We start from the raw sequence: 6,208 nt of genomic DNA on the forward strand, positions 1-6,208 counted from the left end.
GGCCGGACGAACTCCCACTCGGCATCCGACAGCTCATGTCGACGTATCACCCGACCATGATCCACCACGCAAGATCATTTGAAGACACGACCTAGCTCAGACACCAGCCGCAAAGTAGGTCGCGGGTAGTTGGACGAGTCCCGTTTCTCCGTCCTGGGCGTCGTCGTTGGTCTGATCGAGTGATCGAGGCCAAAGGGGCGGGCGTGCGGCAAGAGTGCTCGCCAGAGGAGCTGTTGGCGAACTGGACGCTGGTAGACGGCGACTGGGACCTGGTGGCGAACAAGACCGGGACGACCCGGCTCGGCTTCAGTCTCTTGCTGAAGTTCTAAGGCGCTGGCCGAGTAGCTGGCTGTGGAGGTCTGTCCGGTCGAGCTGGTGGAGGTCCGGCAGCGTGAGGCCCTGCTGGTCGAGTGCCGGGCCCGGAAGATCGAGCCGCCGGGCCGGACTCGGGTCGAGAAGGTCCTGGTCGCGGCGCGGGGCAAGTGGGAGAAGACGTTCTGTGTCTGCACGATCGGCCGCCTGGGCGAGGCGGGCACGGCTCGGCTGCTGTCCCTGGTGGCCGAGGACAACGAGGCGGGTACCGCTCTGCTGGCCGCGCTCAAGCGCGACCCGGGCGCGGTCGGCCTGGACTCCCTGCTGACGGAGATCACCAAGCTCAACGACGTGCGCAAGCTCGGGCTGCCCGACGGGCTGTTCACGGACTGCTCGGAGAAGCTGGTGGCAGCCTGGCAGCCTGGCAGCCTGGCGGGCACGGGCGATCAAGATGTACCCCTCGGACTTCCGCGACACGAGCGAGGACGTACGGATCACTCTGCTCGCGGCGCTGTGCTCATCCCGGCAGGCGGAGATCACCGATGCCCTGGTCGACTTGCTGGTCGCTCTGGTCCACAAGATCAACGCTCGTGCCGAGCGGCGGGTGGAGAAGCAGCTCACCGCCGAGTTGAAGAAGGTCCGCGGCAAGGGGGGCATTCTCTTCAAGCTGGCCATGGCCGCCGTCGACAAGCCTGACGAGGTCGTGCGTCGGGCCCTGTTCCCGGCGGTCGGGGAGAAGACGCTGCGTGAACTGGTGGCCGAGGCGAAGGCGAACGAGAAGGTCTTCAGGGCCAAGGTTCGCACCACCCTGCGCTCCTCCTACAGCTCTACCACCGGCAGATGCTGCCGCCGCTGCTGAACACCCTGGGCTTCAAGTGCAACAACACCGCCTACCGGCCGGTGATGGACGCGATGAAGCTGCTGAAGAGGTACGCCGACATCGACGGTAAGACCCGCTTCTACGACGCCGGCGACGACGTGCCCATGGAGGGCGTGGTGCGTAAGGACTGGCGCGAGGCGGTCGTCGACGACAAGGGCAGGGTCGAGCGCATTCCGTACGAGCTGTCTGTCCTGGTCGCGCTACGGGACGCGGTCCGGCGCCGCGAGATCTACGTCGAGGGCGCCGCGCGCTGGCGGAACCCGGAGGACGACCTGCCCGGCGACTTCGAGGCCACCCGCGCCGTGCACTACGCCGCGATCCGGCAGCCGCTGAACCCGAGGGTGTTCATCGCGGACCTGAAGAAGCGCATGACCGCGGGCCTGGACCAGTTGTCCCGCGCGCTCGCGGACGGCTCAGCGGGCGGTGTGAAGGTCACCACTCGCAAGGGCGAGCCGTGGATCACCGTGCCCAAGCCGGAGCCGTTGGCCGAGCCCACCGGCCTGGCGGCCCTCAAGGAGGAGGCCGCACGACGCTGGGGCGTCCTGGACCTCCTGGATGTATTGAAGAACGCCGACTTCCTGACCGGCTTCACCGAGGAGTTCTCCTCGGTGGCCGCCTACGAGCGCATCGAGCGTGACGTCCTCCAGCGCCGCCTGCTGCTGGCCCTCTTCGCCTTGGGCACGAACATGGGCATCCGGGCGATCGTGGCGACCGGCGAGCACGGCGAGAGCGAGGCCGCATTGCGGCATGTGCGCCGGCACTTCATCACCGTCGACAACCTGCGGGCCGCTGTCACCAGGCTGGTGAACGCCACCTTCGCCGCCCGAGACACCGCATGGTGGGGCCGCGGCACCGCGTGCGCGTCGGACTCGAAGAAGTTCGGGTCCTGGTCCTCGAATTTCATGACCGAGTACCACGCCCGCTACGGCGGCAACGGCGTGATGATCTACTGGCACGTGGAGCGCAAGAACGTCTGCATCTACTCCCAGCTCAAGAGCTGCTCGTCGTCCGAGGTCGCCGCGATGATCGAGGGCCTGCTCCGCCACTGCACCGACGCCGAGATCGAGTCCAACTACGTCGACACCCACGGCGCGAGCGTCGTCGGGTTCGCCTTCACCGAGCTGCTCAACTTCCGCCTGCTGCCCCGGCTGAAGAACATCGGCAGCATCCGCCTGTACCGCCCGGACGACACCCCGCCCGGCTGGCCCGCGCTCGGCGCCTCGCTGACGCGGCCGATCCGCTGGGAGCTGATCGAGCAGCAGTACGACCAGATGGTCAAGTACGCCACCGCACTCCGGCTCGGAACGGCGGAGGCCGAGCAGGTGCTGCGGCGCTTCACCCGCGGCGGCCCCAAGCACCCCACCTACGCCGCGCTCGAAGAACTCGGCCGAGCCGTGCGCACCGTCTTCGCCTGCGACTACCTGGCCAGTCCCGGCCTGCGCCGCGAGATCCACGGCGGGCTCCAGGTCGTGGAGAATTGGAACAGCGCGAACACCGTGCTCCACTACGGCAAGGACGGCGCCCTGACCGGCCCGGACAAGGAGCACGCCGAGACCTCCATGCTCGCCCTGCACCTGCTCCAGTCCGCGCTCGTGCACGTCAATACTCTGCTGGTGCAGCAGGTCCTGGCCGAGTCGGCATGGGCGAAGAAGCTGAGTGACGAGGACCGGCGCGGCCTGACCGCGCTGTTCTGGTCGAACGTCAACCCGTACGGTACGTTCCGCCTGGACATGGACAAGCGCCTCGACCTGGGGCTCACGGTGCCCCGCCCCCGCACCCCGGCGGACACCGCCGCCCGATCGAGCACGGAGACACGATGAAGGGCTTCCAGAACCCCACCGGCCCCGGATGAACGAGGCCGCGTGGGCGCTCGACCCACTGAGCGCCTGCCACGCGGCCATGCCGGAGTTGTCGAGCACCACGCGCACCTGGAGGCGGACCAGTCGGAGTGCGCCGGAGGCGGCAAATGACCGGCGCGGTCACGGCGTGTCCGCACGTACAGTCAAGGCGACGTTTGGGCCAGGGACGACATCGCGGCTCCTTGGACGGGGCCGGCGCCCCGGTCAGCATTGTCAAAGAGGGGGTAGCTCTCCCGGCCCGTTTGCTCGGCCGCATCGATGTAGGCGGCAAGAGCGTCGCGAGAATGGGCGAGGGTGGCCATCTGATCGTTCAGTCGCTGTAGCCGTGACCGCATCGCGGCCAGCAACTCGGGACATCCGGGCAGCTCCGGGGCCTCTCCGAGTGCGCACGGCAGCACGTACGCGATGTCCTCGGAAGACAGACCGGCACCGAGCAAGTGCCGGATCTGCTTCACGCGCAGTACGGCGGTCTCGTCGTACTCGCGATAACCGTTCGCACCACGGTCCGCCTCCAACAGCCCCTGGGCTCCGTAGTAACGCAACTGATGAGTGTGGACTCCCGTCCGACGACTCAGTTCCCCGATCCGCATCGCTACCTCACTTGACCTTCACACCGGTATCAACGTTGACGATGCTGTCATGAACGACAGCACCGAAACACCCGTGACCATCATCGGACTCGGCCTGATGGGCCAGGCACTCGCCGGCGCGTTCCTGAAAGCCGGGCATCCCACCATCGTGTGGAATCGCACGTCCTCCAAAGCTGACCAACTGGTAGCAGGGGGTGCACAGTTGGCACCGACCATTGGCGACGCACTCAAGGCAGGTTCACTGACGATCATCTGCGTCACCGACTACCCGGCCCTGTACGAGCTGCTCGGAGGGGACGGTGTCGAGCTGGACGGCACGATGTTGCTCAACCTGACCTCGGGGAGCTCGGCCCAGGCAAGGGAAGCCGCTCGATGGGCCGAGCAGCGTGGTGCCCGCTACCTGGACGGCGCCGTCATGGCCATCCCGTCAGCCATCGGCACCGCCAATGCGGTGATTCTGCACAGCGGGCCGCAGGCGGACTTCGAGGCGCACGAGTCGGCACTCGGCGCGCTCGGCACCGTCGCCTACCTGGGGGCGGACCATGGGCTTGCGTCGCTGTACGACGTGGCCGGCCTGGCCATGATGTGGAGCGTCCTGAACGCCTGGCTCCAGGGCACGGCCATGCTCAGGACGGCCGGCGTCGACGCCGCGACGTATGCACCGTTCGCGCGGCAGATCGCCACCGGTGTGGCCGAGTGGTTGCCTGGATACGCCGAGCAGATCGACAGCGGCTGCTTCCCCGCCGAGGTATCCGCCCTGGAGACCGACGCGCGGGCCATGGAGCACCTGATCGAGGAGAGCGAGGCAGTGGGGGTGAACGCCGAACTGCCGAAGTTGCTCAAGACTATGGCCGACCGGGCGATCGCTGCCGGACACGGCAAAGAGCAGTATCCCGTGCTGATCGAGGAGTTCGGCAAGCTCCGCAACGACTGACCGATCCCGACACCGGGATCTAGTCAGCTCAGAGAAGCGGGAGTCTGCCGGGAATCACCACACCCTCACGACCGTCGCCGCCTCACCGAACTACCCGAGCTAACTCCTCCGACTCTGTGAAGGATGAGCTGACCGCGTGGGACCGGCGTACTCGGCTGCGTCGTTTGGCCCCGCATCCCTACGATGCGCGGGCCAAACGGCGCGGATGGCTGCGAGGGTCGACCGCGGTCGCTTCGCAGGACCCAGGCGGAACTATGCGTCTAGTTTCATAGGTGGTCACTCGTGAAACACCCCGCCGCCCGGCGGTCTACCTGCGGCGGTCATGTTTCATGAGTCGTTGCAAACGACTGGACGTCTGAAACACCCTCATGAAACAGTCCGGGCTTGTGAGCGACGACTTCAAGCGTGTGGAATCGCACGACTGCCCGATGTCCACCTGCGCCGCCCCGGCCGGCTCCCCCTGCCGCACAGGCAAGGAAAAAGTGGCGATCCAGTACCACACCGCCCGCTTCCGCCTCGTGCCCCAACTCGCCGAGGCGCTGAGCGTGCCGACCCCCGCCGTACGCAAGCCGGGCTCGACATGGACCGAACTGCCCCGGCCGGTGAGCGCCAGCGCCGAACCGGCCAGACACGTCCGCCTCGGATACGCCCGCGCCTCGACCGCCCGGCAGTCCCTCGACGCACAACTCGACTCCCTCACCGAGGCCGGGGTCACCCGCGTCTTCTCCGAGAAGATCTCCACTCGCGCCACCCGGCGCCCTGAGCTGGAGGCCGCCGTGAAGCTCGCCTGGGAGATCCGTTCCTCCGGAGTCGCCGTCACCCTCGTCGTCCACGAGCACAAGCGGCTCGGCCGCGGCATCGAACTCGCCATGCTCGCCGAGGAGCTGAAGGCCGGCGACATCGGCCTGGAGTTCCTCGCCGGAGAGCTGAAGGGCTCGCACGACCCCTCCGGGATCGTATTCACCGTGCTCGCGGCCATGTCCGGCATGGAGCGCGAGTACATCCGCGACCGCACCCTCGAAGGCCACGAGTCCGCCCGCAAGCGTGGCAAGACCATCGGCGGCGCGGGCGTCACCGACGAGTCCATGCTCTCCATGGCCCTTCACCTGCGCGAGCAGGAGATGAGCCTGCGCGACATCGCCGAGCGGCTCGTCATCACCACGGGTGCGAAGAAGGGCCGGCACCCCTCGCCCGCCACCGTCATGCGGATGCTGCGCGAACACGACGAACAGGCCGCCACGACGGCGGCCACGTGATCACCCGGCTAGTTTGCGGCTGGTGTCTGAGCTAGGACTCCAGGGCCGTGTAGTGGTGGGCGACATAGCCGGCCGGCCAGCCGTCGGCACACTCGGCGATACGGGCGGCGTACGCGGCCGTGGCGGGCAGCGGCTCCAGCTCCGTACGCCAGGAGGGGCCGCCCAGGTGGGTCAGATCGCGCTCCAGCGCGGCGGTGCCATGATCTCCTCGTAGCGGTCCCGCGTGACGCTGCCGACCTTCTCCATGGTCTCGGGCATGGCGCCCACCCCCTGGCGGGCCGGGGCACGGAGCCTCACCTCCGCGCAGACGGGACTCGGCCCGCACACCCCCAGCGAACGCCCCGCCGCCCCGCGCTTTCAAGAAACGACCACAACCG

The 6,208-nt window shown here is 67.8% G+C and carries 5 protein-coding genes and 1 pseudogene; 4 read left to right on the forward strand and 2 right to left on the reverse strand.

What is annotated here, in order from left to right; genetic code table 11:
- Positions 1-763: 763 nt before the first annotated feature.
- Positions 764-1,171, forward strand: coding sequence for a hypothetical protein (locus ACH4EB_RS38345; RefSeq protein WP_398353156.1), 408 nt, complete (start codon positions 764-766; stop codon positions 1,169-1,171).
- Complete coding sequence (locus tag ACH4EB_RS38350) at positions 1,153-3,012, forward strand: Tn3 family transposase (RefSeq protein WP_398353157.1); 1,860 nt, start codon at positions 1,153-1,155, stop codon at positions 3,010-3,012. Before ACH4EB_RS38345 ends, ACH4EB_RS38350 begins: the two co-directional genes overlap by 19 nt.
- A gap of 182 nt (positions 3,013-3,194) precedes the next feature.
- Here the strand turns inward: ACH4EB_RS38350 and ACH4EB_RS38355 are convergent, their stop codons facing one another.
- A complete protein-coding gene (locus tag ACH4EB_RS38355; protein ID WP_398353158.1) occupies positions 3,195-3,641 on the reverse strand; it encodes a MerR family transcriptional regulator in 447 nt (148 codons plus the stop codon).
- Positions 3,642-3,690: 49 nt separating this feature from the next.
- On the opposite strand from ACH4EB_RS38355, the gene ACH4EB_RS38360 reads away from it, so the two are divergent.
- Positions 3,691-4,575, forward strand: coding sequence for an NAD(P)-dependent oxidoreductase (locus tag ACH4EB_RS38360; RefSeq protein WP_398353159.1), 885 nt, complete (start codon positions 3,691-3,693; stop codon positions 4,573-4,575).
- Between the two features lie 386 nt (positions 4,576-4,961).
- Entirely contained in the window at positions 4,962-5,831 is an 870-nt protein-coding gene (locus ACH4EB_RS38365) for a recombinase family protein (RefSeq protein ID WP_398353161.1), read from the forward strand.
- 46 nt (positions 5,832-5,877) lie between these two features.
- On the opposite strand, the pseudogene ACH4EB_RS38370 reads toward ACH4EB_RS38365, so the two are convergent.
- A pseudogene (locus tag ACH4EB_RS38370) lies at positions 5,878-6,027 on the reverse strand (biliverdin-producing heme oxygenase); the annotation flags it as partial.
- Between the last annotated feature and the right edge of the window lie 181 nt (positions 6,028-6,208).

Source organism: Streptomyces sp. NPDC018045, from assembly GCF_044327445.1.
Classification (GTDB): domain Bacteria; phylum Actinomycetota; class Actinomycetes; order Streptomycetales; family Streptomycetaceae; genus Streptomyces.